The sequence below is a fragment of the Variovorax dokdonensis genome, from assembly GCF_030316895.1.
GTDB lineage: Bacteria > Pseudomonadota > Gammaproteobacteria > Burkholderiales > Burkholderiaceae_C > Variovorax > Variovorax dokdonensis.
Genome location: NZ_JASZYV010000001.1, coordinates 227508 through 251732, shown reverse-complemented (window position 1 = coordinate 251732; position 24225 = coordinate 227508). Strand labels below are relative to the sequence as shown.

The following is a 24225-nucleotide window of genomic DNA, read 5'->3' as shown; positions in this document are numbered from 1 at the left end:
GATTGCAAGGCTGACCAGTATCGACCTGCGCGAATGCACCACGAACCAACATTGAGTCCATGGCACAGTCTCACGCACAACTTCTATTCGACCTCCTGTCATTCGTGCGCGATGAGCAACAAGCCGCGAACGAGAAGCTACTGGCGATCTGGAATCAATCACTGCCAGAGAAGCTTGGCAAAGGTATGTCGCAGAGTTTCACGCGGCTGGAGCGAGCCGATGAACCGAACACCTTGTGGGCGTACTTGGGCGATGGCGAATCACGTTTTCGGGAGGGGGATCTCTTGCTTCTGCACGCCGGTGATCCACTGACAACGTCTCTCGGCCGTGGTTTGTCACTTGATGCCGAGGAAGACGATCGATGGCTACTGCGGGGCAATCGTGCAGCCGCGGTGTTGGCAGAGTATGGCGGTGGATGCTGCTATGGGGATCCCGATGGGATGGACTTAACGCCGTACTACGAACGCGCCCTTGAGGACATTAGCACCTCGAGGATCGGACGCGACATTGTTCTGCCGCTCCTTGGCGGCGACCTTGACATCAGTTTCGATGATCGTGACGTTGGCGAAGGAGAGCTGATCGCACTGACCGAGGGATTCAACCAAAAGCAAGCTGAAGCGGTGGGTTTGGCATTAGGGGCCGAGCAGATCGCATGCATCCAAGGGCCTCCGGGTACCGGCAAGACTCGAGTTCTATCACTCATCGCCCGACTTTTGGTTCTACGGGGTGAACGAGTGCTAATGACCTCACACACGCACATGGCAATCAACAATGCCCTCAACAAGATTCACGAGCAGGGCGTACCTACGGTGAAGGTCGGCCGGGACAGTCAGCGGAAGGGATTGGATGAAGCTGTCGCTTGCTATCCGAGCATGGATGCCTGGGAAGGCCGACCGACAAACGGCTATGTTGTTGGTGCCACCCCCTTTGCAACGTGCACTGCGCGACTGGAGAACTATGAGTTCGATACCGTGATCTTCGACGAAGCCAGTCAGATTACAGTTGCGCTCGCACTCATGGCAATGCGCAAGGGCAAGCGCTTCATCTTCATCGGCGATCAGAAACAGCTTCCACCCGTCGTGCTCTCACGGTCCGTCTTGGCGGAAAACGCACCATCGGTCTTTGGGGTGTTGACGTCAAAGGATGCCGACCACACAACCATGCTCGCCGAGACCTATCGGATGAACCACTGGCTCACGGATTGGCCAAGCCGGGCCTACTACGGGGGAAAACTGGTGTCGGCTGGCACAAACAGAGACCGAAGGTTGGTCGTCAACTACGTACCAGCGCGATTGGCCAATGTCTTTGAACCTTCGGAAAGCTCGATCTTCATTCCCACCTTAGACATCACGGCCAAGACGCGCAACTTTCGTGATGCAGAGCTTGTTGTCGAACTGTGCGCTGCGGCCGTCGGAGGCGGTGTACCTATTCATGAGATTGGGGTTGTGACACCGTACCGCTCCCAGGGGCGGGCAGTTCGGAATTTGCTGCGCAGTCACTTTGGAGGTGACTTGGGGAGACAAATAGTGGCCGACACGGTTGAACGGATGCAGGGGCAGGAACGCGAGTTCGTCATTCTTTCGCTAGCCACAGGCGACGAGGCTTTTCTGGGGGCAGTGGCACCATTCTTCTTTCAGCCCGAGCGCCTGAACGTCTCCATTACGAGGCCCAAGTCGAAGCTGATTGTCATTGGCCCTCAGGTCTCGCGTGAGCTGGGCTTGGTGGACAAGAATGTCTTGCCTTGGATCGCACAGTATTGCGACCTGATTTCGCGGTGCTTCAAGGTTGACTTGTCAGCATGACCACATTCATACCTGAGTGGGTCAAAGTTCCTGCCAGGCTTGTTCACGTCAAGCGCATGCTCAGTGTGCTAGACGGCGATTACGTCATCCGACGCCCTCTAACGGCGGATCACCGAATCGTAGATTTCTTCGTTGAACATCGTTCCAAGGGATGGCTCATCGTTGCAGTCGAACAAGCGCCGTTTGGAGAGATCGATCCAGCGCAGTTGTTTGACACGGATGCGAGAACCTTATTCGAACGACGCCTAGCGTCGTTGCAGAAGATGGCCTGCCTCGAGGGACAGCCTGCCGCTTTGGTCAAGGTGCTCGTAATCATGTGGTCGTGCTCCATCGAAGAAGCGCGGGCACTGATGATGCAGTACCTACCTAAGTACGGCACCCGCATTGTTTCGCGAGAGCAGTTCAGCAGCTGGACTGGCAAGATCCTGGAAGCGTCCTTGACTCTTCTATCTGAAGAAGTCAGCGATTCATTCCGAGGTACACACTTCCCGGAGGTAGAAATCCCGGCTGCCTGCACCACTCGACGCTTCTTCAACAGAGACAATCGTGCAAGCCTTAAGCGCCACTTTCTCGATCAAGAACAGGAGTTGGCGTCCAAGCTGGACCTAGAGCTCCCAGGGGACCAGGCTTCGACAGCGCGCGACTTTTCCGTACGCTTGATTAACGGCGTGGCAGGCAGTGGAAAGACATTGATCGCTCTGAATCGCGCGCTTCTCCTTGCGGAGCTCTTCCCGAAGCAAAGGCTGCTTATCCTCATCCACAACACTCCGGTCGTGGCAGATATCAAGGAACGGTTGCATCGTGTCCGGGGTGGGATACCGGAGAGCCTGGAGATCAGCACGTTCTTCAGCTGGACTTGTCAGCAGTGGCGCTACGCGTTTGGCGGTGCGCCAAAGATGCCGGGTGATCCGTATGTTGTGTCATACCTAGTTAAACAGGCACGCTCGAGGTGGCCTGACATCAAGTTGTCGGACGGCCAGCTCATCGCGGAAATGGATTTCATCAACGAGGCCCTAGTACTGGACGAGGCGGCATATCTTGAGGTCAATCGCGCCGGCCGTGGATTCTCGCTCAGGCCTAGGGAGCGCGAGCAAATCTGGTCGCTATATCAAGCAGTCGCTGCATCCCTTCAGGCGTCAGGACTGCGAATGTGGAGCGCGCTGCCGCGGGACATATGTCTGGCCGGCGCTAGCACGGATCGGATTCTTAAGTACGACCATATTCTGATCGATGAGGCACAGTTCTTCGCGCCTTCTTGGTTTCAGGTCGTCAAGCTGTCTACGGCTCCTGACGGACAACTATTTTTGTGCGCGGATCCGAATCAAGGTTTCATGAAGAACCGTTTGAGTTGGAAGAGTGCGGGCCTTGAGGTAGCTGGGCGAACCAGGAAGCTGCAAAAATCCTATCGCACCACAAGAGCAATCCTAGAAGCTGCAAGCGGCGTGCTGGCGAAACTGGGAAGTGGCAACGACGAGGACTACTTGCGTCCTGACTTTCGTGGGATGGAACCGGGCGTACGCCCAATGGTGATCTACACAGATTCACCGCAGGATGGTGTAGATCGGGTTCTGGCTGAGGTATCGGCCATTGCGGCAGAGGATGTACTTCCGCTAAGTGCTGTGCTACTGATCTATGGTGACGCCGTTCAGCGGTCCGCGTTCCATGAACAGCTGACTAGGCAACTAGGCGTCGGGAAGGTATGGTGGTTCAATGAAAAGGGCCAGAAGAAGGCACCTCCCAGTGGGTATGGAAAAGACTACCTGCGCATGGCATACGTGGAAACCGCAACAGGGCTCGAAGCAAGTGTCGTCTTCCTGGTGGGCGTCGAACAGCTCTTTTCTGGCAGCGAGAAGGTTGGCCTCAGCGAAGAGGCGCAGTCGGAGCTCCGAGAAGTCAATGCGCGCAAGCTATACATGGCGATGACGCGAGCTGGGCAACGCCTTGTTCTCATATCTTCCCAGCACCTACCTCCCGAACTGGAAGCGCTCTTCGACGTTGTCAAGTAGAAGGGCCTCACTCGGCCACTGAAGGTCTGCTTCTGACCGTCGTTCAGACGTTTGTGCATTGAAGTTTGGGAGGCCACTATCGCTGCTCAGCCGCCGTCCACTGGTCGAGACCGATCGGCAGAACCGGGCCCGAAACGTCCGCTTCAGTCAAAGGGCTGAGACCATCTCGAACCCGCCAAAGATCATCCGCTTGCCGTCGAACGGCGGCACCCCTGCAGATTGCATGCGCTGATCGGCCATGACCTTCTTCCAGGCTTCGTCGCGCACCTCGCGTGATGGCCAGGTGACCCAGCCGAAGACGACCGTCTCGTCCGGCTTGCACTGAACGGCCAGCGGAAACGACGTCAGCTTGCCTGGCGGCACATCGTCGCCCCAGCAGTCGACAACGCTGATCGCACCGAACTCCTTGAATAGCTTGGCCATGGACTGCGCGTGTTCCACGAACTCGGCGCGTCTGGCTGTCGCTACGGAGGCGACGAATCCATCGACGTATGCCATTGCAGTTCTCCTGTTGGGCTTGGTCGGTATCCGATCTCCGAAGCGGTTCGATCGAGGCTGAAGCGGCGACAACCTTCAGCCCGCCCTGATCGCGCGAACCTCCGCCGCGCGCGCGTCGACCGGGATCACCGGCAACTCGCCCTTGGCCTTCGGCGGCAGGCTGCGCAGGTGATCCATGATTGCCTGCCATTCCTTGACCTCGCGAATGCCACCGTCTTCGCCTCCGGTGGCAACACTATTCCTGTCCACCGTGCCGCGGGGCGCAAGCAGGAAGCCCGAGTTCTCACGCGGCGCATCCAGCGCATCGAGGCGTGACGTCAGAGGTTGGCCGTCCTTGCGCTTGGCGACCAGCGCAAGCTTGCCCTTGCTGTACTTGGGAATGGCGACCAGGATCACGCCGACCATCAGGGGGCAGGTCAGGCTGTACAGGCGAGTCGCCTTGTCAGTAGTGTCGATCGCCTTGTAGCCCCTGTCGATGTCGCCCAACTCGATGGCCGTCACGACGTCCAAGGCAGGGCGCGACTTGTCGTAGCGAAAGCGCATGCCCGATGCGCGAGGAAAGTATTCGCCAGGGTGAGCCGGGTTGTCCGTGAGGAAGAACTCCAGAATGTTCTTCAAGTCCATCCCCGTGAAGTAGCCTGTGACCATGGCGCTGCCGGCGGTGGTGTCGACCACGCCCGCGCCGAGCGGCGCCACGGCGAACACGTCATAGACCGTCAGCACGCCCGTCTTCCCGCGCATGAGCGGGGCACGCATCATCCCGTTGACGGTGAAGCCGATGTCCGCCTGCGTCGCCTTCCTGAATGAGTCGGTCACAAGATTGGCCAGGATCGTGCCGGCGGCGATGTCGGTGAAGGTGTTGGGCAGGTCCTGGGTCGTCATCGCCAGGGGCTGGTCGACGCCATAGCCTCGCGATGCAAACACGGCCGCGCTGACGCCCTGCTTCAGCTTGTCGATCTGCTCGCCGATGACGGGGTCGCCGGCAATGGTGTCGTCGATCGGGTGGAGCTGATAGGCATCGACCGTGAGCTTCGGGCCATCGATGGTGATGACCAACTCGCCGAGGTTCTTGCCTTCCAGTCCGGTCTGTACGACCGGCGTGCGGCCGTTGACCATGATCGGCTCGAGCAAGGCGGTGTGGCTGTGCGCGCCGATGACGACGTCGATGCCCGGCACCGCCTCGGGCAGACGCACGTCTTCACCTGTTGTGAAGCGCCCGTCCTTGCCCTTCTCGACGCCGCCGTGGCTGAGGGCGATGACCACGTCGACCTTCTCGATCTCGCGCAGCGTCTTCACCACCTCGCGCGCGGATTCAACGGGGTCGGGGAATTTGACCGCTCCGCCGCTTGTGTAGATCTGCGCTTCCTTGCCCAGCACGCCGAGGAGGCCGAAACGCACGCCGCCGCGCTCGATCACGAGGTAACGCCGCACCAGGCCTGCTTTCGACAACCGCTGGAGATTGGCCAGCGTGGGATCGCTGCCCGAGAAGTCGGTGTTCGACGACAGCACGGCCGGAATTCGCCCGGCCTTGCTCGCGACAGCGATCGCCTGACCCAGGCCGTCCGGCCCGAGGTCGAACTCATGGTTTCCGAAGGTGGTGGCGTCGTAGCCCATGCGGGCCATGACCTGCAACTCGCCGCCGATCTCACGGCTTGCAGCGGCAAAGGCGGTGCCCATGCTGAAGTCGCCGCCATCGACGATCAGCACGGGGCCCTGGTTTTCGCGTGCCTTCTTTCGCGTCGCGATCATCGTGGCCAGGCGCGCGTAGCCGCCGCGCGTCTTGTCGTCGTTGAGCGTGTACGGCGTGTAGTCTGACGCTGGGCCCATGCCGACGAAGTTCGAATGCATGTCGTTCGTGTGCAGTATGGTGAAGGTGCTTTTCAAGCTCTTCTCCTGTGCCATTGCAGGCAGCGCTCCGGTCAGGACAGTCGTGCCGCCCGCGGCGGCCGCGCCCGCGAGGAATTTGCGGCGCGAGAGCGTTGCGTTCTTCGCTGGCATTCATGTCTCCTTCAATGGCCGTGACGCGTCGAAAGAATGAAGCAGATGCGTCGTCCGCCGATGATGCTTGCGAACTACCCAGCGACTTTGACGTGCATCAAGTCATCTCCCGCTGGGCAAAATGCAGAACATGAAAGCCGGCATCGCGTTCCTCGCCTCACTCGCCACACTCGCCATCAGCCTGGCGGCGCACGCCGCGCCGCAGGCGGGAGACGTCACGGCAGGCAAGGCGGCATTCGCCGCTTGCGCCTCGTGCCACCAGGTCGGCACCGGCGCGCGGCATGCCTTCGGTCCTCGCCTCGATGGCGTCATCGGCCGCCGCGCCGGCACCCAAGCGGGCTTCAACTATTCGCCCGCGATGCGCAAGTCGGAGATCGTCTGGTCGCCAAGCACCCTGGCCGCGTACATCCGCCACCCCGACGAAGTCGTGCCCGGTACGTCCATGCGCTTCAGCGGCTGGGCATACAGCGAGCAGAAGCTGGCCGACCTGTTCGCCTATCTGCAGACGTTCCCGTAGGCCGGCCCGCAAACTTCACGCGTCGCCACCGATGGCTGCAGCGTCTTTTGATCCGCAAGATCCAGCCAGCCACCGCCCATTGCCTTGTACAGCGCGGCGGACTGCAGCAGCACTTCGGCCTGGCTTTGCGACAGTTGCAGTTGTGCATTGAACAGGCTGCGCTCTGCGTCCAGCACTTCCAGGTAGCTGGTGTAGCCGCCGTCGTAGCGCCTGCGCGCCAGCCGGGCATAGTTGATCAGCGCGACGGTCTGCTGTTCGGCCGCATCGCGCGCCTGTCTTGACTTGCTCACGCCCACCAGCGCGTTCTCGGTTTCCTGAAAGCCTGACTGCACCGCCTTGCGATAGCGCGCCAGCGATTCGCGCTGTGCGGCCTCCGCGCTTTGCACCTGGCCGGCAATGGCGCCCGCGGTGAAGATCGGAACGCTGATGTCCAACCCATACGACCAGATGCGCGCCGACCCCTTCGAGAGATCCGACAAGCTGCGGCTCGCACCGCCAAATGCGCCGGTGAGCGAAATGCTCGGAAAGTAAGCGGCCTTGGCCGCGCCGATGCGCGCATTGGCGGCCACGAGCGCCTGCTCCGCCGCCACGAGATCGGGCCGCCGCTCGATCAGTTCGGATGGAAGTCCCGCAGGCACCACGGGCAGCGCCAATTGGTCGATGGCCCGACCACGCGAAACGGGCCCCGGATTGCGGCCGACCAACACCGACAACGCGTTCTCCTGCTGCGCGGCGGAATACTCCAGTTGCGGCAGCGTGCGCAACGCAGTGGCGTATTCGGACCGCGCCTGGCTGACCTCCAGGTCCGACACCACGCCGCCTTTGAAGCGCCGCTCGAAGAGCTTGAGCGAATCCTCGCGCAGCTTGACCGTATCGCGCGCCACCTCCACCTGCTTGTCCAGGTCACGCAGCAGCACGTAGCCGGTGGTGACCGCGGCGACCAACGACAGGACCGTGCCGCGCCGAAACGCTTCGCTCGCCCTGGCTTCGGCAGTGGCGGCCTCGGTCAGGCGGCGCGTTCGCCCGAACAGGTCGAGCTCCCAGCTGGCCAGCAAGGCGGCCTGCACCGAGTCGTAGGGGTTGGTGAGGGGCGCCCCCGTCACGGTCTCGCGGCTGGCGCGCTGGCGGCTGCCGGTCAGGTCTGCGCCGACTTGCGGAAACAGTGCGGCACGGGTCGTGCCAAGCACTCCGTAGAACTGGTCGACGCGTGCCGCAGCGGCCACCACATCCAGATTGTTGGCCAGCGCCTCGTCGACCAGCGCATCGAGTTGCGGATCGCCGAATTGCTGCCACCAGGCGGTGTCCGTGGCGGTGGCGCTCGTCGACGTGCTTTCGGCCGGGGCAGCGCGGAACTGCTCCGGGACAACCAGTTCCGGGCGCCGGTAGTCGGGCCCGAGCGTGCAAGCCGACACGAGCAACAGTGCGGCGCATGTCGCCGCAAGCACCGGCAGCGGCGCTCGCGTCGCTGGTCCATGAAGGTCAGTGCGTGGCATGCCCCTCCTCCGCGCCCTCATCGCCCGGCGCAGGCGCATGCGGCGCCTTCTTCTTGTTGCTGCTGCGGTCGCTCCAGGTCTCCAGCCCCCAGAAGAACATGGGAATGAAGAAGATCGCAATCGCCGTTGCGCCCAGCATGCCGCCGATCACGCCCGTGCCCAGCGAATGCCGGCTGGCCGACGACGCGCCACTCGCAATGGCCAGCGGCACGCAGCCGAGGATGAAGGCCAGCGACGTCATGATGATCGGCCGCAGCCGCAGCTTGGCCGCCCCAAGCGCCGCGTCGTAGGGCGACAGGCCCTCCTTTTGCCGAAGCTCGATGGCGAACTCGAAGATCAGGATGGCATTCTTGGCCGCCAGTGCGATCAGCACCGTCAAGCCGATCTGGAAGTACACATCGTTCTCGGTGCCGCGCAGCCAGATGGCGGTGATGGCACCGAACAGCGCGAACGGCACCGCCAGCAGCACGCCGATCGGCAGGGACCACTTTTCGTATTGGGCGGCAAGGATCAGGAACACCATCACCAGCGCAAACGCGAACACCGCGCCGGCGGTGGAGCCGGACTTCTTCTCCTCGTAGGCCTGTCCGGACCACGCGAACGAGAAGCCCTCGGGCAGCACCTCGCGCGCCGCGGCCTCCATCGCATTCAGCGCCTGACCCGAGCTGTAGCCCGGCGCCGGCCCGCCCGAGATCTTGGCCGCCGGATAGTTGTTGAAGCGCGTGACGAGGTCCGAGCCCACCACGTAGCGCGTGTTGGCCAGCGCCTTGAGCGGCACCATTTCGCCGCTTCGGTTGCGCACGTACATGTTCTGAAGGTCTTCGGGCCTGGTGCGGTAGTCAGGCTCGGCCTGCAGGATGACCTGGAACAGCCGGCTGTTCTTCGGAAACTGGCTCACGTAGAGCGACCCGAACAGCGTCTGCAAGGTGCTGTACACATCCTGCACGGGCACGCCGAGGCTTTCGGCCTTGTCGCGGTCCACGTCCACCATCAGTTGCCGCGATCGCGTGTTGATGGTGGAGTTCACGCCCTGCAGCTCTGGCCGTTGCCGTGTCTTGGCGATGATGGCCCGCGTGAGTTCTTCCAGCCGCTGCAGCGTCGCATCGCCCTCGCTTTGCACCCAGAACTCGAAGCCGCCGGTCGTGCCCAGGCCGGGAATCGACGGTGGATTGACCGGCACCAGCACGGCCTCCTGGTCCTTGGCGAATTCGTGCGAGGCGTCGCGAATCAGGGCGTCGGCCTTGTCGGAGGCAGCCTGCCGCTCGCCGAACCCCTTGAGCGAGACGAACAGCACGCCGGCATTGGCCTTGAGTTGCGAGTCGATGAGCGAGAAGCCCGGCACCGTGGCCACCGACTTCACGCCCGGTTGCTTGGCGAACCAGCTCTGCGCCCGGTCGGTCGCGGCCTCGGTGCGGTCCAGGCTCGCCGCGTCGGGCAGGATGGCGGCCGTGTACAGGTAGCCCTGGTCTTCCACCGGAAGGAACGACGAAGGCACCCGCTTGAACAGGCCCAGCATGATCACCACCATGCCGACGATGAGCAACAGGGCCATGAGCACGCGTCGGATCGCGAGCTGCACCGTGCGTCCGTAGCCATCGGTCAGCTTTGCGAAGCTCCGGTTGAACCAGCCGAAGAAACCCTTCTTGCCATGCTCGCTGCCCGGCGGATGCGGTTTGAGCAGGATGGCGGCGAGTGCCGGCGACAGCGTGAGCGCCACCACGCCCGACAACACCACCGACACCGCGATCGTCACCGCGAACTGCTTGTAGAGCTGGCCGGTGATGCCCGACAGAAAAGCCACCGGGATGAACACCGCGCACAGCACCAGGACGATGGCCACCACCGGCCCGCTGACCTCGTCCATCGCGCGCTTGGCGGCGGCCTTCGGGTCCAGGCCGAACTCGGTCATGTTGCGCTCGACGTTCTCCACCACCACGATGGCGTCGTCGACCACGATGCCGATGGCCAGGATCATGCCGAACAGCGTCAGCATGTTGATCGAGAAGCCCATCGCCGTCATGCCGATGAAGGCGCCGATGATCGACACCGGCACCGCCAGGATCGGCACGATGGTGGCCCTGAAACTCTGCAGGAACAGAAACACCACCAGCACCACCAGCACCACCGCCTCGAAAAAGGTGTGCACCACTTCGTCGATGGATTCCTTGACGAACTCGGTGGTGTCCAGCGCGACGTCGTAGTCCAGCCCGGGCGGGAAGGTCTTCTTCATCTCGGCCAGCGCCTTTCGCACATCGTCGGCCACCTGCAGCGCGTTGGCGCCGGGCTGCTGGTAGATGGCAATGAGCGTGGCCGTCTTGCCGTTGTACTTCGAGCGGATCGAATAATCCTTGGCGCCCAACTCGGCGCGGCCGATGTCCTTGACCCGGACGATGGCGCCGGTTCCCTGCTGCGCCCGCAGGATGATGTTCTCGAACTGCGAAGGCTCGGTCATCCGGCCGGACGTGGCCACCGGAAAGGTCTGCTGCACCGGCGCTGCCGTGGGCGAAGCGCCCAGGCGCCCGGCGGCGAACTGCTGGTTCTGCTGCGCCACGGCGTTCTGCACGTCGGTCGCGGTCAGGCCCAGGCTGGCCATGCGGTCGGGCTTGAGCCACAGGCGCATGGCGTAGTCGGGAGCACCGAAGATGGAGCTCTGGTTCGCACCGGGAATGCGCTTGATGTTGTCCAGCACATTGATGTTGGCGTAGTTCGCCACATAGGTCTGGTCCAGGCTGGCATCGGGCGAGTAGATCGCCACGATCATCATGAACGCCTGCGACTTCTTGGCCACCGAGACGCCCTGCTGGCTCACCGCCGATGGCAGCGTGGGCAGCGCGAGGTTCACGCGGTTCTGCACGTCGACCTGCGCGAGCGACGGGTCGGTGCCGATGTCGAAGTAGACCGACAGCGTCATGTTGCCGGTCGAACTCGATGTCGAGTTCATGTACATCATGGCGTCCGCGCCGTTGACCTGCTGCTCGATCGGCGCCGCCACGTTCTGCGCGACCACCTCGGCGCTGGCGCCTGGGTAGGTGGCCGTCACCGAGATCTGCGGCGGCGTGATGTCCGGGAACTGCGCGATCGGCAGGTTGAGCATGGCCACGGTGCCGGCCAGCACCAGGATGATCGAAAGTACGCTTGCAAAGATCGGGCGGTCGATGAAGAAGTGCGCCAGCTTCATCGTGCCTCCGCCAGCACGAGGTCCACCCGCCGCGCCTGCGCGGGGGACTGGCCGCCGGTGATGTCGGCGGGTTTCTCGAGCACGATGCGGTCGGCCGGAACGCCGGCGGCGGCCAGCGCGTCGCGCACCGCGTTGGCGCGCTGACGCGCCAGTTCCCGATTGCGCTTGCTGCTGCCGCTGGCATCGACATAGCCGTGCAGCGTCACGCGAAGCTCTGGCTGCGCGCGCAGGGCAGCGGCCACCTGCCCCAGCACGGCCTGGCCGGTGGCATCCACCCGCGCACGGTCGACGTCGAAATAGACCGATTCGGTGCCGGCGCGCGGCGACGCTCGCGCCGCCTGTGTCGTGGGTGGCGCGGCTGCACCCGGCGGCGCCTGCGAGGTCGCCGAGCCACCCGAAGCGGCCGCGCCTCCCGCCGCCGCTGGCAGGGGCTCGGCCGCCACCTCCTTGGCCTGCACCGGCATGCCCGGCGCCAGGCGCATGAAGCCATCGACGATCACGCGCTCCCCGTCCTTCAGGCCCTGGCTGACCAGCCATTGGTCGCCCACCCAGTCTCCGGCCGTGACCGGTCTCTGGAGCGCCTTGCCTTGGGCATCCACCACCCAGACGAACTGCCCGCGCGGCCCCTCCTGCACCGCGCGCTGCGGCACGACGATCGCGTTTGGCCGGGTAAAGCCCAGCACGTTCACGCGCACGAACTGCCCGGGTCGAAGGTCCCCCTTCGGATTCGGCAACTCGGCCCGCAGCAGGAAAGTGCCGGTCTCTTCGCTGAACGCGGCATCGGCAAAGGTGATGCGCCCATGCTCCGGGTACACCGAGCCATCGGCCAGCACGAGCTCGACCGGATAGTCGTCATTGGCCATGCCGCGCAACTGGCCCTTGGCCAGTTCGTCCTTGAGCCGCAGCGTCTCGTTCTCGGACAGGCTGAAGTTCACGCGGATCGGATCCAGCCGAGCCACGTAGGTCAACAGGCTGTTGGCGGGACCCACATAGGCGCCGTCCTGCACCTTGGCGAAGGAAGACAGGCCTTCCAGCGGCGAGGTGATGGTGGCGTATCCGAGCTTGAGCTGGGCGTCGATCACCCGCGCCTTGGCCGACTCCACAGCCGCTGCGGCGGCCTGCTCCTGACCGGTGGCATCGTCCAGGTCCTTGGCTGCCAGCGCGTTGTCGGCCACCAGGGGCTTCACGCGGGCGAGGTTGGCGCGGGCCGTGGACAGCCGCGCCTGCTGCTGGGCCAACTCGCCGTTGGCGGCCTGCAGGTCGGCCGCGAAGGGCTTGGCGTCCATCTGGAACAGCACCTGGCCCTTCTCGACGCGGCTACCCTCGCGGTAGACCCGCTTTTCCAGGAAGCCCGCCACGCGGGCCCGGATCTCGACCTGCTGAGGGCTTTCGGTCTGCCCCACGAACTGGAAGGTCACCGGGATCGTCCTGGCCTGAACCGCCAAAGCCGACACCGCAGCCGCCTGTGCGGCTGGCGCGGCGGCCTCTTGCTTCGAGCAGGCCGCAATCAGCCCAGCGGCACACAGGGCCAGACAAAGTCCCCCGGAATAGCTGATCTGCATGAATCGCCTTCCTCACCGCCACGTGGATGGTCATTTGTTAGACCGCCATTCAACCATTGAATGCAGGTTGAATTCAAAGGTTACGTGAGGGATGGATGGCGAGAGTGGGCGGTGCTGGCCGCGAGCCCGACCTTGGGTCGATTCCCGCTTGAATGTCGAGTAGATTTGCCCGGCTGCACCAACGACTCGCATGCCCAACCGCCCTGTTCTTCCATCCAACGGCGTCCACAAGGCGATCGACGCGCTCTACCGAGCCGAAGGCCGGCGCATCTTCGCGACGCTCGTGCGCCTGCTGGGGGACTTCGACATGGCGGAGGAGGCGCTGCACGACGGTTTTCGCATTGCACTGGAGCGGTGGGCGACCGAGGGCGTTCCCGATAACCCGCGCGCATGGATCGTGTCGGCCGGCCGATTCAAGGCGATCGACGGACTGCGGCGCAACGCCCGGCTTGTCGGGTGGGACGAGGCGGGCGAAGCCGCCCGGGACGCATGCGACCCGACGTCCAACTGGGATGAACGCGATGTGCAGCACGATCTGCTCGAAGACGATCGCCTGCGTCTCATGTTCACCTGCTGTCACCCCGCCCTGGCGCCTGAGGCTCAGGTGGCGCTGACCCTGCGCGAGGTGTGTGGCCTGAGTACCGAAGCCATCGCCAGTGCATTCCTGGTGCCCGCGCCTACGCTGGCTCAGCGCATCGTGCGTGCCAAGGCCCGCATCCGCGAAGCGCGCATACCTTACGAGGTGCCCGAGCGCGCCGAACTGGCCGCACGTTTGGACAACGTGCTGCGGGTGGTCTACCTGGTCTTCAATGAAGGCTATTCGGCCTCTGCCGGCGACCGCCTCACGCGGCCCGACCTGTCAGCCGAAGCGATCCGGCTGGGCCGCTTGCTGCTGCAACTGCTGCCCGAGCCGGAAGCGATGGGCCTGCTGGCCCTGATGCTGCTGCACGAATCACGCCGAGACGCGCGCAGCACGCACGCCGGCGACCTGATCCTGCTCGAAGACCAGGACCGCAAGCTCTGGAGCAAGGCACTGATGGCCGAAGGCAAGACCCTGGTGGAGCAGGCGCTTGCCTCGCGCCGCTTCGGCACGTACACCGTGCAGGCGGCCATTGCGGCCCTGCACGCCGACGCTCCCGACGCGGCGGCCACCGACTGGCCGCAGATCGCCGGCCTTTACGACGTGCTGCTGCGGGCGGCGCCATCGCCGGTGGTGGAACTTAACCGCGCCGTGGCGATTGCCATGCGCGACGGGCCGGCGTCTGGCCTGGCGCTCATCGACGCTCTGCTCGCGCGCGGCGCGCTGAACGACTATCACCTGGCACACGCCGCGCGGGCCGACCTGTGTCGCCGCATGGGCCTCGTCGAACAGGCGCGCACGTCGTACCAGCGCGCCCTGGAATTGGCGCAGCAGGCACCCGAGCGCGCCTTCATGACGATGCGGCTTGCCGCCCTCAACCGCGCCGACCCTACGACCTGATACAAATTCTTTGCGGCCGGGCTGTCGAAAACCACGCGTCCCGTTCGACCAGTGTGGTCGTCACATCGACGTCGTCACTCAGAGGAATCCGTCATGCGCTACCTGTGCCTTGTCCACTTCGACGAAGGGTTGCTCGACGCGCTCTCGCCCGCTGCGCTTGCTGCGTTGGAGCGAGAGTCGCTCGCCTACGACCTGGAACTGCAAAGCCGCGGCCAGCTCTTGGTCGCTCATGCCCTGCAACGGCTCGACACGGCAAAGGTTGTCCAGCTTCGCCAGGGTCGAATTCATCGGACCGACGGGCCTTTCATCGAAACCAAGGAACAGCTTGGCGGCTTCTTGCTGATCGATGTGCCGGACCTCAATGCGGCAATTCAGGTCGCAGCGCGCGTGCCAATGGCGCGCTACGCGAGCATCGAAGTGCGCCGGGCTGCCGTCGTGGAAAGGATGGCGCCATGAGATACCTGTGTCTGATCCACTGCAGCGATGCACAAATGGCCGACGGCGTTCCGCCCGAGGAATTCGCCAGCTTCGTCAACGCACACCTCGACTATGACGACGCGCTGCGCGCAAGCGGCCAGCTTGTCGCTACAGAAGCGTTGGAGTCGGCGCACTCCGCCTCCATCGTTCGCGTGCGCCAGGGCAAGTTGTGGGTGACCGACGGCCCTTTCGCCGAAACCAGCGAACAGCTCGGCGGCTTCTACCTGATCGATGCCGCGAGCGAGGAGGATGCGGTGAGGATCGCAGCAGGCATTCCGTCGGCGCGTGTCGGCAGCATCGAGCTGAGACCGGTGGCACACCAGAAGGCTGTGCCATGAATCTCAAAGTCGCGAACAAGGCGGGTCCACGAGAATGGATCGGCCTGGCCGTCATCGCGCTGCCCTGCATGATCTATGCGATGGACCTCACGGTCCTGAACCTGGCGGTGCCGCACTTGAGCGCGGCGCTGGCGCCGACCAGCGCGCAGATGCTGTGGATCGTCGACATCTACGGCTTTGTACTGGCCGGCTCGCTCATCACCATGGGCACGCTCGGCGACCGCATCGGGCGGCGCAAGTTGCTGTTGATTGGTGCCCTGTGCTTTGGTATGGCGTCGGTACTGGCGGCCTTCTCGACGAGTGCGCCCATGCTGATCGCGACCCGCGCGCTGCTGGGCCTGGCCGGTGCGACGCTGGCACCGTCGACCCTCTCGCTGATTCGCAACATGTTTCTCGACGAGCAAGAGCGCAGCGTGGCCATCGGCGTGTGGATTGCCAGCTTCTCGATCGGAGGCACCATCGGCCCACTGGTCGGCGGCGCCCTGCTCGAGCACTTCTGGTGGGGTTCGGTGTTTCTGGTGAGCGTGCCGGTGATGGCAATGCTGCTACTGCTCGGGCCCTGGCTGCTGCCCGAGTATCGCGACGAAGCAGCCGGGCGACTGGATCTACTCAGCGCGCTGCAGTCGTTGCTGGCGGTGTTGGGCGTGATCTACGGCCTCAAGCGATGGGCAGAAGGTGGCGCTGGACCATTGGCATCGGGCGCCGTGGTGGCTGGGGTTCTGCTCGGAATCGCCTTCGTGCGGCGCCAGCGCCGGCTCTCCGACCCGTTGATCGACCTGCAACTGTTTGGCCGCCCCACCTTCCGCGCAGCATTGACCATCAACACGCTGGGTTTCTTCGTCGCCTTCGCGTGCTTCCTCCTGGTGTCGCAGTACCTGCAGCTCGTGCTGGGACTCAGCCCGCTGCAAGCAGGACTATGGACCGTGCCGTCCGGCCTCGCCTTTGCGATCGGCTCGACCATCGCACCTCGATGGGTGCGAGTGATGCCAGCGGGCCGCATCGTGGCATGCGGCCTGCTCACCGCAAGTGTCGGATTCGCCGTCATGGCACGGGCCGGTCGCGGCGACGGACCGTTGCTGCTTGTGAGTGCCTATACCTTGCTGTCGCTGGGTCTTTCGTTCGTGTTCACGCTGTCGGTCGACCTGATGGTGGGTGCGGCGCCACCCGAACGCGCGGGCGCTGCTGCGGCCATTCAAGAAACGAGCTCGGAACTGGGAGGCGCCCTGGGCATCGCGATGCTCGGCAGCATGACGGTTGCTGTCTACCGGATGACACTGGGCCAGGCCGCGCCCGATGGCCTGCCGGCGCATATCCTGGAGGCGGCGCGCGCAGATCTGAACTCGGCAGTGCTTGCTGCGGTTGGACTGCCCGCTGGACAGGGACAAGCCTTGCGAGAGGCGTCGCGCCAGGCATTCGAGACCGCCTTCCAGGTCTGTGCAAACGTCAGCGCAGGGGTTGCATTGGGCGCGGCGATATTGGCGGCGCTGATGTTGCGCAGTCCGACGCGGCCGCCGGATGCGATGGCTACCCCGAGCCCGTCGGCCGAGCCTCCAGGCCACGCCGCTGCACCCAGCGCCGCCAGTCCCTGCGCGCCATCCAACCCGTGACCAGCGCAGCGATGGCAAAGGCCAGCACGATGCCCCATTCAGCCTCGCCGCTGCCCTGATCCGGGCTCACCTCGAACCACCGCTCGATCCAGTCGGGCACGAACCAGGTGAGCACGGCCAGCGCGGCGCAGATGGCCGACAGCAAGCCTTCGGCCTTGATCCGCACAGGCATGCGCGAGTCGGTGGTCAATTCAGGTCGATCGAGGTTCATCTGCATGGCTCCTGGTCGTTGATCACTGCGTGGCCACCACGGCGCCCACCACCAGCGCAGCCATGCCCACGGCCACCAGCACGCCGAGCACGATGGTGCCGGTGGATGCGCTCAGGTCGGCACGGCGCAGCGCCGTTCGCTTGTTGGTCGTGGCCACCAGCCGCACGTCGGTGCGCGACTCGGCAATCGGGTCTTCGTCGCAGCTCACCACCGCGAACAGGCCCACGTCGTGCAGCCCTTCCGGCGCGATGAAGTTGAAGGTGAACACCTGCGGATCACCCGGCGCGACGCTGGCGCGCGTCTGCGCCGCGGCCACAGCGTGCCAGCTGCCGCCATCGGCCAGCGCGCCATCCGGGAAGCTGGCCCAGAAGCTCGCCGGCAGCGCGGGAAAGTTGCCATCCGCCTGTCGTTCGCACCAGTACACGCGGGCCTTGACGTTGCTGGCCGACGCCGGCCCGCGATTGAGCACCTGCAGGTGCACGCGCGCGTCGCAGTCGCGCAGCAGGCCTTCGCTGCCCAGCTTCTGGAAGCCCACGTAGTCGAGCGCGCCGGCGGGTGTGTAGTCGATGGTGCCGGGCGCCGTCTGGAAGCCGCCCTCGAACAGGGCCGAGCTGTCCACCTTGATGTCCACCGCATCGAACCAGGCCAGCGTGCCGCTCGCGGCCAGCGGGTCGGTGCCGCTGTCGGGCGTGTCGAAGCGGCCGATGTCGATCACGTTGTCGCGGATGTAGAGGTCCGCCTGCGTCTCGGGCGCGCCGAGCGGATCGACCGGCCGTTCCCACACGCTGCGGCCCATCGTGGCCGCGCGCAGCAAGCGATGCGCGGGATGGAACTGCAGGTCCACCACGGGTGCCAACGGCAGATCGGTGCCGAAGGCGGGCGTCCAGCTCGCGCCGCCGTCCACGCTTTCGAAGACGCCCATGTGGCAGCCCACGAACAGGCGCTGCACGTTGGCCGGATCGATGGCGATGGCGTTGACGAAATTCCATTCGAAGCCAAGTGCCGGCCCTGAAGGGAAAGTCACTGCCGGCAGCGTCGTGCCCAGTGCGGTCCAGTCGGGCGCGGCGCCGCTGGTGAAGTCGTATTTCCAGATGCGCCCGGCGTTCACCGGCGTGGGCGCGAAGCCGCTGAAGGTCAGGTAGCTGCTGCCCTGCACCGCATACACCGGCGCCAGCGCACCGGGCGCCGCCAGCTTGGGCACCGCCACGTCGGTGAACTCGCGCAGATCTGGCAGGGGCGCGGCGCCACTGGTGCGCGCCTGGGTGACGGTGACGGTCGCCTGGCCATTGGCCGCCACGCTGTCGATGTGCACCCGGAACAGGCGGCCGTGGCCCGTCCCCACGTAGACGTTGGTGTTGTCGTTGGGGTCGACGGCGATGCACTTGATGCTGTTGGCGCCGAAGGGCGTACCCGCGGTGGTCGAGAAGAAAGTGCCGTCGGCCTTGCGCACCGCCTGCCAGCTTTCGCCGCGGTCCTGGCTGCGCCACAGGCGCGTGGTGCCCAGCCACAGCACCTGGGGCGCCACCGGATCGCAGACGAAGGGCACGTAGAACGGCTCGTTGTTGGCGCCGTATTCGGTCGGGTCGATGCCGCTGGTCTTGGTGACCCAGTTGGCGCCTGCGGCATCGGAGCGCTGGATCGCCGCGATGTTGCCGCTGCCGTCTCGGTAGACGTAGCTGGCGTACCAGTAGCGCGGGTCGATCGGGTCGATGGCGCAGAAGAAGCCGTCGCCACCGCCGATCAGGCTCCAGCCCGGGTGGCCGGCGTAGCGCTGCGTGCCGTTGTCCTGCGCGCCCGCCAGCAGCACGCTGTCGACCGTGGGGTGATGCACCAGCGCGTAGTACTGCAGCGTCGCCAGTCCCCGGTTGCGCGAAGACCAGGTGCTGCCGCCATCGGTCGACAGCCACACGCCGCCATCGTTGCCGAGCCACACGCGAGTGGGGTCGGCCGCATCGAAGGCCAGCGCGTGCTGGTCGGAATGCGTGCCCGGTGTGGCCGATGCCAGGTCGGTCCAGGTGCTGCCGCCGTCGGTGCTGCGCCAGATGCCCGTCTCGCCGAAGTACAGGGTGTCCGGCGTGGTGGGATGCACCGACAGGATGATGTTGTAGTGCGACTGGCCCAGCGGACGCTGCGGCGAGGTGGCGGCGGGCAGCGTCATGCGCGTCCAGCCCTTGCCGCCGGCATCGCTCTTGAAGATGCCGTCCCAGCTGTTGTCGCTGCGGCCCAGCGCCAGGTACACGCGCTCGGCGTTGCTGGGCGCCACCGCCAGGATGATGCGCTGCCCCATGGCCGCCACGGCGGGCAAGGCGCCCAGGTCGGTGGTGAGCGCATCGAACTGCGTCGGGTCCGCCGCGCGGCGCACGTACAGGCGCTGGTCCCAAAGCGCCACCAGCATGCGCGCGGTGCCTTGGCTCGTGCACAGCACCATCGAGGCCACGTCGTCGCTCAGGCGGCCATTGAAGGTGACCTGCGTCCAGGCCCCGCCGCTGTCGGTCGATCGGAACAGTCCATCGTTGGTCGCCCACCAGACGATGGGCGGATTGGCCCCGTCGGGCTCCAGCAGGATCTGCGCGCTGCGCAAGGCGCGGAAGTCGTCGGCCCCGCGCGGCGCCGGCAGGTTGGTAAAGCGCGTGATGGTCGGCGTGGCATTGCCCAGCGTGGTCGTGTCCAGCATGAACAGGCCCTGCCCGAACATGGCGCGACCGGCGCGGTTGCCCTCGCCCGAGCCGATCCACAAGCGGTGGTTGGCCGCGTCGAACGCCAGTGCGCCGATGGAGGCGCACGGCAGCCGATCGGTCAGCGGCCGCCAGCTCACGCCTTCGTCGCCCGAGTGCCATACGCCGCCGCCTGCCGTGCCGATGAACATGGCGCCCGCATTGCCGCGAACGAGGCATGTCACGCGGCCGGCGATGGTGGGCCCGTTGGGTGTGGAAGGCAGGTGCATCTGCCCGTCGAGCACCCCGGTGGGGCCCAGCAGCGTCCATCGGGTTGAGCTCATCGCGCCCTCCTCACCCGCCTTCGGCGCCGCCATCGGGCGGCGGCGCATCGGGGTCCAGCGGGGTCAGCCGCAGCCAGCCTTCGCTGCCCACCGGCGGGTCCTGCGGGAACAGCGCGTCGTGCGTGGCGTGCTGCACCGGCAGGTTTTCCCAGGTGGTGACGTCGGTGCGATGGTCCCAGCTCCAGGTGCCGTGCAGGTCCACCGCCACCGGCATGCGCACCTTCTTCGGATCGACCAGAACGGGGCCGAAGCGGAAGGTGGGCGACAGCCTGGCCAACGCGTCCTGCGTCCACTCGCGTCGCAGCCCCACTTCCTTGCGGGGCAGCACGCCGCAGGTCGCATGCACCAGCGTGTGCGGCTCCAGCAGCAGCGTCAGGCGGATGTCGCGGTTGGGCCGCACGGTGATGACGCCGCTGCGATCCACGTACGGATGCGTGATCGGGTCGATGGCCGCGTCATCTCCAAAGCCATCGGCATATTGCGGCACGGCCTCCACGGCCTGCAGGAAGCCGCGGTTCTGGCCGAAGGCGCGCGCCAGTTCGGCCACAGAGGCCTGCGAGCAATGCAGGGTGCGGTAGTCGTCGTCGACAAAGTAGCCCAGCAGCCCGTCCTGCCATTGCGTGAGCGCACCCAGGCGCATCTGGAAGGCCATGCCTTCGACCTTGGTCGGGTCCACCGGCTCGTCCACTTCCAGGCGCAACACCGCGCGCACTACCACCACCGGCTGGCCCACCAGCAGCGCGAGGTGCTCTTCCCCCTGATGGCCGAAGGGATCGACGGTCCAGCGCGTGGTGTCGATCACGCGCATCAGCGCGCGCAGCGCGGTGTCGGTGTCCTGCTCGCCATCCAGCAGGCCGGCGTCGCTCACGCCCCAGTCGAGCAGGCCCTGCGCCATGCCGGCCGCAAAGGGGTTGGCGATCGCCTGCGATGGCGAGGCCCCCACGGTGGAAGGCGCGCCTGGCGCGTCCTCCCAGACGATGCGGTTGTCCTCGCTGCGGCGAACCACGCCCAGGTCGCGCCCGTCGGTGCCGTAGAAGAGCAGCGCATCGTCCAGGTGGTTGGGCATGAGGTAGCCACACACGGGCGTGATCTCCTCGTCGACATCGGTCTTGTCGTGCGCCTCGTCCGGACCGCCGCGCGCATCCATGAAGCGCAGCCACAGCCGCGCCGGCGAAGTCAGCCGCGGCGCCAGCGCCAGCCACTGCGCACGCGTGGTCACTTCCAGCGATTCACTGCGGCCCAGGGACTTGGTCACCGCGTCCGGGTCGCTGGCCGGACCGGAACCGGCCAGATCCAGCACCTGGCCGAAAGCGTCCACCACCCGCAGGCGCCGGATCCGCAGGAAGCCGGAGCGCAGGGCCACGAAGTCCGGCGGCACGCTGCCATCGCCCGGCGCGGCGGCGCCATCGCCGACAAAGCCGCCGCGCAGTTTGGTGTGTAGGCCGTCGAGCGATGCGGACAGCAGGTCCGACTGCTCCAGCGCGCTGGCAATGTCGTCCAGCGTGGCACGGTCCTGCGCGTCGATGCTGCTGGCGCCGCCTGCGCTCGCCGTCATCACCAACTGGCTGATCTTCTGGCTGAACTTCAGGAAGCCCATCGTGCCCCCGGCCTGCACCGCCTGCACGTTTATCGCCGCGCCGGCGTCTGCGCGGCCGGCACCGGCATCGGCCAGCGCACGACGGATGGCGCCAGCCATGGTGCGCCCCACACCGGCCGACAGCGGCGTGCGTCCTTCCAGCACCAGCGGCGTCACAGCCGCCGGATCGGGCAGGTCGGGCACGTCTTCGTCGTAGTCGATCTCACCCAGCGACCAATCGTCGATCGGACGGGGCGATGCGATGTAGTCCACCCGCCATTCCAGATGCAGCGGGTTCCAGGGCCGCGACGGCAGGTTGATGGCCACCGGCGAAGGCAGCGTGCCACTGAACGGCGCCAGGCTCAGCATCGCGGCGCTGTCGGTGCGCGGATCGCGCATGGCCCACCAGGCCGTCTGCTGCACCTGCACCGTGTCGGCCAGGCCGCGCTGCACGGCCGCGCTGGCGCGCGTCTTGACCGGGTTCGCCACGCCGGCGATGGGCAACGAAGAGCCCGGATCGAGCAAGGCCAGTTCGCCCAGCAGGTCTTCGCACTCGGGCGGCACACTGCCATTGGCGATCGAGCGGTCGAGCAGGTCTTCGGCCTGCACCGTGCGGCCCGTGGGCTTGAAGCGGAAGTCCTTCACCGGCGCGCCCGACAGCCGGCAGCCGAGCCAGCCGTCGCGCGAGAAGCGGCCATCGCCGCCATGCTGGTACGAACGCTTGATGCCCTCGATGACCAGTTGCGGGTCCATGGGCCGATAGAAGCGCGGCAGCGGGCGTTCGCGATCCACCCAGCGTCCAGGCCGATACGGCGTAGCCTGCGGCCCGACGCCCAGCCGGTTGGCCACCTGCACCAGTCGGCCCTGCTCCACCGCCACCTGCGCCATCAGCTCCTTGCCGGCATAGGCGGTAGCCTTGAATTGCGAGGGCGGCGACGCCGCGGCGGCGCCTGCACCCAGCGACTTCTTCGCGCTGGTGGTCGTGCCGGCGGCGCCTTTGACCGAGAAGAACTTGCGCTCGTCGGTAGGCTGCGAGCCGCCGCGCGCCTTGACGGCGGCCGACATGCTGCGCTGGCCGTCCTTGCCCAGCAAGGCCTTGCCGCCGGCGCCACGCGTGCCCTTCTCGTCGCGCCGGTAGTAGCGCTCGAACACGCCGGGCCCGGCCGTCTTCGGCACGGGCTCGGCCGGGGGTTCGCCCAGCGGCGGCTGCCAGACCCGCTCGGTCACGCTGCCGCCGAGCAGCGACGTGAAGGTCGTGGCATGCATCAAGGCATCGAGCCTCGCCCTGCCGTCGGGCTCGTCCAGCTCGTTCATCGCGCCGAGCTGAAAAGCCTGCAGCACGCGCGCACGCTGCATGTTGCCGTCGCGCCGGGCGATCATGGCCGACATCGCATCCGTCAGCGTGGTGCCGAAGCCGACCTTCACATCCTTCGCGCTCGGCGGACCGCCCACCTCCTCGCCGGTGGCGCTGCCGCCCAGCAGCGGCGCGCCGCGCTCGTCCAGCGCGCGGCCCGGCCAGCCGATGCCGACCACCGCGCCGTGATAGAGCGAGTGGCGCGGCCACCAGGCATCGGGCGCGATCTTCACCTTGCGCAGCGCCTTGGACTGCACACGCGTCACCGTCTCGGTCGGCTGCGCGCCCAGCGTGGCCTTGCGGTAGGCGTTCTTCACGCTCTGCGAGATGGGAAGGCCGATGGCGTCGAGCGCCTGGCTTTGCTTCTGCGCGCGCGCCTGCGCCTCCTTGAACAGGTGATCGGGCAGGTGCCAGCGAAAGTCCTGCAGCAGCTTCTCGAACTGCGCCTGCGTGCGGATGTCGGGGTCACACAGCGGATCGCGGTCGGGGTCGCGGTACCAGCCGCACACCAGGTAGGCCACCGGGCCGCTGGCCACGTCGGTCAGCGGATCGTGGAAGCCGAAGCGGTTCTGCACGTTGTCGAAGTAGCCGATCCAGTCGAGCTGGCCGGGGCCCACGGCCGTCACTGCCGGGCCGCTGGCGGCGCCATCCTCGGGTTCGATGGCGTCCACGTATTGCTCCAGCGACACGGGCGCGGCGCCCTCTTCGTCCGCCTTGAGCACCCAGCCGCGCACGGTGCGACGGCCGCTGGCCAGGCGCGAGGGCGAGATGCGCAGCACCAGCCAGCGCTCGGGCAAGGGCGGGAATTCGATCGGCCCTTCTTCGTCGTCGTGCGGCTTGCGCCCGCGCGCCAGCGCGTCGGGCGGAGCCCACAGCAGATAGGCCCCCTTGCCGCGCGGCGAACTGCGCGCCGTGAAGGGTGGCGGCGCCTGCAGGTCGCCGGGCGTCAGCGCCGTTTCGGCCCAGTCGGTCTTGCCTTCGCTGCGCACCACCAGCACGTCCAGGTGCACCGGCACCAGCAGCCGCGGCTCTCGGGGCAACCAGGGCGACCAGGTGGCGGCCATCTGCGCCGACAGCCCGATGGCGGCATTGAGGCCGAAATCGAATCGCGTGAAGGTACTCATGGCGTT

Annotated in this window: 14 protein-coding genes and 1 pseudogene; 7 read left to right on the top strand and 8 right to left on the bottom strand. The window is 65.9% G+C overall.

Features of this window, described 5'->3' with window-relative positions; genetic code table 11:
- The first annotated feature begins 59 nt into the window (after positions 1-59).
- Together QTH91_RS01130 and QTH91_RS01125 are read left to right on the top strand one after the other, a co-directional pair.
- Positions 60-1802, top strand: a complete 1743-nt coding sequence (locus tag QTH91_RS01130) for a DEAD/DEAH box helicase (RefSeq protein ID WP_286658197.1) — start codon at positions 60-62, stop codon at positions 1800-1802.
- On the top strand, positions 1799-3808 hold the full coding sequence (locus tag QTH91_RS01125; RefSeq protein ID WP_286658196.1) for a DEAD/DEAH box helicase: 2010 nt from the start codon (positions 1799-1801) through the stop codon (positions 3806-3808). The genes QTH91_RS01130 and QTH91_RS01125 overlap by 4 nt, the downstream gene beginning before the upstream one ends.
- A 147-nt stretch (positions 3809-3955) precedes the next feature.
- Here QTH91_RS01125 and QTH91_RS01120 read toward each other — a convergent pair whose 3' ends face one another.
- Both QTH91_RS01120 and QTH91_RS01115 read right to left on the bottom strand, forming a co-directional pair.
- On the bottom strand, positions 3956-4306 hold the full coding sequence (locus QTH91_RS01120; RefSeq protein WP_286658195.1) for a DUF1428 domain-containing protein: 351 nt from the start codon (positions 4304-4306) through the stop codon (positions 3956-3958).
- A gap of 75 nt (positions 4307-4381) precedes the next feature.
- Positions 4382-6304, bottom strand: coding sequence for a bifunctional metallophosphatase/5'-nucleotidase (locus QTH91_RS01115; protein ID WP_286658194.1), 1923 nt, complete (start codon positions 6302-6304; stop codon positions 4382-4384).
- A gap of 130 nt (positions 6305-6434) precedes the next feature.
- Between QTH91_RS01115 and QTH91_RS01110 the strand changes: the two genes are divergently transcribed.
- Positions 6435-6821, top strand: coding sequence for a c-type cytochrome (locus QTH91_RS01110; RefSeq protein WP_286658193.1), 387 nt, complete (start codon positions 6435-6437; stop codon positions 6819-6821).
- On the opposite strand, the gene QTH91_RS01105 is transcribed toward QTH91_RS01110, so the two are convergent.
- The 3 genes from QTH91_RS01105 to QTH91_RS01095 are packed head-to-tail and all read right to left on the bottom strand — an operon-like array spanning position 6800 to position 13054.
- Positions 6800-8314, bottom strand: coding sequence for an efflux transporter outer membrane subunit (locus tag QTH91_RS01105; protein WP_286658192.1), 1515 nt, complete (start codon positions 8312-8314; stop codon positions 6800-6802). The genes QTH91_RS01110 and QTH91_RS01105 overlap by 22 nt on opposite strands.
- Positions 8301-11492: an efflux RND transporter permease subunit gene (locus QTH91_RS01100; RefSeq protein WP_286658191.1), complete on the bottom strand. Its 3192-nt coding sequence runs from the start codon at positions 11490-11492 to the stop codon at positions 8301-8303. The genes QTH91_RS01105 and QTH91_RS01100 overlap by 14 nt, the downstream gene beginning before the upstream one ends.
- Positions 11489-13054: an efflux RND transporter periplasmic adaptor subunit gene (locus tag QTH91_RS01095; protein WP_286658190.1), complete on the bottom strand. Its 1566-nt coding sequence runs from the start codon at positions 13052-13054 to the stop codon at positions 11489-11491. Before QTH91_RS01095 ends, QTH91_RS01100 begins: the two co-directional genes overlap by 4 nt.
- 190 nt (positions 13055-13244) lie before the next feature.
- On the opposite strand from QTH91_RS01095, the gene QTH91_RS01090 reads away from it, so the two are divergent.
- The 4 genes and pseudogenes from QTH91_RS01090 to QTH91_RS01075 form a co-directional block, all read left to right on the top strand.
- Positions 13245-14534, top strand: a complete 1290-nt coding sequence (locus tag QTH91_RS01090; protein WP_286658189.1) for an RNA polymerase sigma factor — start codon at positions 13245-13247, stop codon at positions 14532-14534.
- Between the two features lie 93 nt (positions 14535-14627).
- Positions 14628-14990 carry a YciI family protein gene (locus tag QTH91_RS01085; protein WP_286658188.1) on the top strand — a complete coding sequence of 121 codons (363 nt, stop codon included), beginning with the start codon at positions 14628-14630 and terminating at the stop codon, positions 14988-14990.
- On the top strand, positions 14987-15349 hold the full coding sequence (locus QTH91_RS01080) for a YciI family protein (RefSeq protein ID WP_286658187.1): 363 nt from the start codon (positions 14987-14989) through the stop codon (positions 15347-15349). Before QTH91_RS01085 ends, QTH91_RS01080 begins: the two co-directional genes overlap by 4 nt.
- Positions 15346-16845: pseudogene (locus QTH91_RS01075) on the top strand (MFS transporter); the annotation flags it as partial. The gene QTH91_RS01080 and the pseudogene QTH91_RS01075, both read left to right, overlap by 4 nt.
- Before the next feature lie 28 nt (positions 16846-16873).
- Here QTH91_RS01075 and QTH91_RS01070 read toward each other — a convergent pair.
- Genes QTH91_RS01070 through QTH91_RS01060 form a run of 3 tightly spaced genes read right to left on the bottom strand, consistent with a single transcriptional unit; the run spans position 16874 to position 24219 of the window.
- Positions 16874-17167, bottom strand: a complete 294-nt coding sequence (locus QTH91_RS01070; RefSeq protein WP_286658185.1) for a hypothetical protein — start codon at positions 17165-17167, stop codon at positions 16874-16876.
- Between the two features lie 22 nt (positions 17168-17189).
- Positions 17190-20165 (bottom strand): hypothetical protein, encoded by a 2976-nt coding sequence (locus QTH91_RS01065; protein ID WP_286658184.1) that lies wholly within the window; start codon positions 20163-20165, stop codon positions 17190-17192.
- A gap of 10 nt (positions 20166-20175) precedes the next feature.
- On the bottom strand, positions 20176-24219 hold the full coding sequence (locus QTH91_RS01060; RefSeq protein ID WP_286658183.1) for a hypothetical protein: 4044 nt from the start codon (positions 24217-24219) through the stop codon (positions 20176-20178).
- Positions 24220-24225 lie beyond the last annotated feature (6 nt).

Excerpts from the sequence above, each read along its gene's own strand:
- QTH91_RS01130 (WP_286658197.1), top strand. The coding sequence starts at position 60 with ATGGCACAGTCTCACGCACAACTTCTATTCGACCTCCTGTCATTCGTG.
- QTH91_RS01125 (WP_286658196.1), top strand. The coding sequence starts at position 1,799 with ATGACCACATTCATACCTGAGTGGGTCAAAGTTCCTGCCAGGCTTGTT.
- QTH91_RS01120 (WP_286658195.1), bottom strand. The coding sequence starts at position 4,306 with ATGGCATACGTCGATGGATTCGTCGCCTCCGTAGCGACAGCCAGACGC.
- QTH91_RS01115 (WP_286658194.1), bottom strand. The coding sequence starts at position 6,304 with ATGCCAGCGAAGAACGCAACGCTCTCGCGCCGCAAATTCCTCGCGGGC.
- QTH91_RS01110 (WP_286658193.1), top strand. The coding sequence starts at position 6,435 with ATGAAAGCCGGCATCGCGTTCCTCGCCTCACTCGCCACACTCGCCATC.
- QTH91_RS01105 (WP_286658192.1), bottom strand. The coding sequence starts at position 8,314 with ATGCCACGCACTGACCTTCATGGACCAGCGACGCGAGCGCCGCTGCCG.
- QTH91_RS01100 (WP_286658191.1), bottom strand. The coding sequence starts at position 11,492 with ATGAAGCTGGCGCACTTCTTCATCGACCGCCCGATCTTTGCAAGCGTA.
- QTH91_RS01095 (WP_286658190.1), bottom strand. The coding sequence starts at position 13,054 with ATGCAGATCAGCTATTCCGGGGGACTTTGTCTGGCCCTGTGTGCCGCT.
- QTH91_RS01090 (WP_286658189.1), top strand. The coding sequence starts at position 13,245 with ATGCCCAACCGCCCTGTTCTTCCATCCAACGGCGTCCACAAGGCGATC.
- QTH91_RS01085 (WP_286658188.1), top strand. The coding sequence starts at position 14,628 with ATGCGCTACCTGTGCCTTGTCCACTTCGACGAAGGGTTGCTCGACGCG.
- QTH91_RS01080 (WP_286658187.1), top strand. The coding sequence starts at position 14,987 with ATGAGATACCTGTGTCTGATCCACTGCAGCGATGCACAAATGGCCGAC.
- QTH91_RS01070 (WP_286658185.1), bottom strand. The coding sequence starts at position 17,167 with ATGAACCTCGATCGACCTGAATTGACCACCGACTCGCGCATGCCTGTG.
- QTH91_RS01065 (WP_286658184.1), bottom strand. The coding sequence starts at position 20,165 with ATGAGCTCAACCCGATGGACGCTGCTGGGCCCCACCGGGGTGCTCGAC.
- QTH91_RS01060 (WP_286658183.1), bottom strand. The coding sequence starts at position 24,219 with ATGAGTACCTTCACGCGATTCGATTTCGGCCTCAATGCCGCCATCGGG.